We start from the raw sequence: 2,910 nt of genomic DNA, 5'->3' as shown, positions 1-2,910 counted from the left end.
AATTAAAGAAGTTAAAAGAGGACCCAATTTTGGGTTCAGTTGTGGTGCTGAGCACCACAACTGGATCTGATGAAAAGCAATATAAAATGCAAACTTTACCAATTCGATATGTATTTGGTTGGTTGTTTAGAATTGATTCCAGGAATGTTAAACCAGAAATTAAGTCAACTGTAGAAAAATATCAACAAGAGTGTTACGATGCCCTTTTTGACACATTTACTAAGCGAACTTCAATTCTAAAGGAAAAGACAAAATATCAAATAGAAATTGAGTCTTTGGAGAAAGAGTTGGAGGAGGATCCAAGAGTTAAAAGGATAAAAGCGTTAAAGTCGTCAGTAAAAAATGCTTCTCAACGCTTAAACAGTATGGATAAAAATGAAATTGACCAGCAATTAGATTTATTTAATAACCATCAAAAGAATCAAAAATCATGATTATTCACTTCTGAACGAACCGAGATGTCGGTTCGTTCAGAAAAAAAAATACACAACCTGCACGGTCTATTTTAACCTTAATGCGCATTATTACATATACAAAATGCGCATTAACGAACCTGTAATACAACACAAAAATATGATTGAAGAAATAAAAACAAGTATGCTTAATGTAGATTTAGAATTTCCCTTTTCTTCTGGAGATTATTTTAAATTTTTCAACTATTCCTTTCATAGAGATTTCAAGAGGTATCTTGATAAACCTAAGTTTTACAAAAATCTCGTGTTTAATGAATTCGAAAAAGTAGTTAGCCGAAGTGCTGAAACTATTTCTATGAATAGAGAAATATTCCTAGAAATCTGTAAACATAGAAAAATAGATACATCAGAATTTATAGATAGTTATTTCCAGTATCATAAAGAACGGGTAAGAAAATCAACAGAGTTTTTTCCAAATCTTAAAAAAGATGAGAAACATACCCTCAATATGTTTAATAGGCCAGCAGGTAAATATTACTCTCATAGCCTAAACACAATAAACTTGAGTAAAGCTATACTTGTAGACCCTTTTGATCTGTACAAATTTTGTGTAACTACCTTAAAATGGAGTAATGCAGCACGTAATGCAGGTGTTTTAAATTCGCTTCTATATACGCCAGAAGATAATATTCCCTTTTTAGCTTATGATAGCATAGAAAGTGAGTATAGGTTGAGCTACTACAACTTGTTACGTCTTATTCTAGAAGAATATCCCTTAACCGATATCCAAAAAGAACTCTTGGTACATTACCAAAGTTGTATTAAAGAATTAATTAACAGGGTGGTGGCAATTGAGCATAAAAAACGCTTCTATAGGGACAAAGCTCTTGCTTTAAAAGCACAGGAAACACCAGTTTGGGTAGATGACAGAAGGCTAAAGGCCTCATTAAGAGCAGGCGCTAAATTGTTTCACCCAGATAAAAATCCAGAGGGATTAGAACTTTTCAAAACTTTTAATCAGTATTATATGGTTAGAGATTTAAAAAACATGGATAAGATGATAGAAAGATATAAATCAACAATGCAATAGAAAAAAAAATCAAAAAAAATCTCGCAACACAATGAGACATTTTTGCTACATTTACCCAAGAGCTGTTTTATAAGTATATTTTCATTTAGGTTAGCATGATGAAAGCCCCATTTTTACACGTTAAAAAGGGGCTTTTTCCTTTTGTAAAAATCACTTATGGCTTTATCTTTGGAGTGTATCAAAAGTGTTGCAATGTTTTTGAAATGAGACACACCCGCAACACCCTCTATTACAGCGCTTTTTGGAGCGAATTGTTTTTTGATGTATGTTTGTCGTGACAACTGGATTCAGACGAAAATCTGAACAAATTTTATTTACGATAAGTCACTTCCTATGGATAGTGTATCCGAAAGGACACAGCTCGATTCGCTGAATCTGGTTGTCAACCCTAAGGGAAGTGGCGCATACAATCTTTTTGAGCATGACAACCAAAAAAGAGAACAAAGGCACTGAAAATCAGGTTCAGTGCATAGACATTAGCACACTTTTAAAAGATGCTAAGCATTTCAGAACACTCCCACCCATGGAGAAAAAACTAGCAGCCACGGCGGCCACTTTTCCAGAAATTCTAATTCTCGGAGATTATCTATTTCACTTTGTAATTTGGAGTGAGCAGCTACCAGAGCCGTTTAGAGATCAATGTTTAGATCTTGCAAACCTCCACGAGCTTTACGAATCACTTTGGGAGAAATTTTAAACCCAAAAGGCGAGCACTTCGGTGTTCGCCTAACTTACTTTAGGGGAGTTTCCCCCTTAAATCTTTCGTTGTTAAAATACAACTGCATGGTTTTCGTAGGTTTGGAAGAAAAGCATGAGTAAACTAAAAGAATCAAGAGATAAACTGAATAATTTACTGAACCTTTGTATAACCTATAGATCTGAGCTTACCGCTTCAGCTCAATTTTATGATACGGTAGAGGATAGAGATGGGAGAAGTTATAAAATCCAAGAAACTCGTTTTAAAACGAATATTGAAAAGAGTTTATCTTTTGATTTAACCACTAGTTACAAGACCTTAGCCAATAAGTTTTATAAAGTTTACGAGGCTTTTGATTCTACTATTTTCGAGGATTTTAGAAGGAATTATGTGCCTTATGACAGTTTAAACTACTTGTTAATAGATGTCAAATCTACAGTAAGCAAGCTTGATGATATTATTGAATTTGTTGAATTACACGAAGATTTGGATAGTTCTGAAATAGAGAAAACTATCCCTAAATACGTTGGGCAAATCATCAATAAATTAAAGAAACTTCTAACCAAAGCAGTAAGTGGATGCGAATGGAGGTTAGAACGTATTCAAATGGAGTATGACGCATTACCAGAAAAGAACATTGGGAAATATTTATTGCTGAGCGTTGTCTGGGCTTCAGCAAAAATGCGAGGAGGAAAAACCAATTGGTTATT

At 33.9% G+C, this 2,910-nt stretch carries 4 protein-coding genes; all 4 read left to right on the top strand.

Annotated elements, in window-relative coordinates; genetic code table 11:
- On the top strand, window positions 1–434 hold a 434-nt coding region (locus tag R3333_RS13895; RefSeq protein ID WP_318959372.1), incomplete at its 5' end, for a phage antirepressor N-terminal domain-containing protein.
- Window positions 435–573: 139 nt separating this feature from the next.
- Window positions 574–1,503 carry a hypothetical protein gene (locus R3333_RS13890; protein WP_318959371.1) on the top strand — a complete coding sequence of 310 codons (930 nt, stop codon included), beginning with the start codon at window positions 574–576 and terminating at the stop codon, window positions 1,501–1,503.
- A gap of 421 nt (window positions 1,504–1,924) precedes the next feature.
- On the top strand, window positions 1,925–2,200 hold the full coding sequence (locus R3333_RS13885) for a hypothetical protein (protein WP_318959370.1): 276 nt from the start codon (window positions 1,925–1,927) through the stop codon (window positions 2,198–2,200).
- Window positions 2,201–2,314: 114 nt separating this feature from the next.
- A partial coding sequence (locus R3333_RS13880) for a hypothetical protein (protein WP_318959369.1) occupies window positions 2,315–2,910 on the top strand: 596 nt, incomplete at its 3' end.

The sequence above is a fragment of the Lishizhenia sp. genome, assembly GCF_033720595.1.
Taxonomy (GTDB): domain Bacteria; phylum Bacteroidota; class Bacteroidia; order Flavobacteriales_D; family Crocinitomicaceae; genus Lishizhenia.
Note: the sequence above shows the minus strand (reverse complement) of the source record. Positions and strands in the feature narration are given on the sequence as shown.

What these genes read in the sequence shown, in the direction of transcription:
- R3333_RS13890 (WP_318959371.1), top strand. Translation starts at nt 574, where the DNA reads ATGATTGAAGAAATAAAAACAAGTATGCTTAATGTAGATTTAGAATTT.
- R3333_RS13885 (WP_318959370.1), top strand. Translation starts at nt 1,925, where the DNA reads ATGACAACCAAAAAAGAGAACAAAGGCACTGAAAATCAGGTTCAGTGC.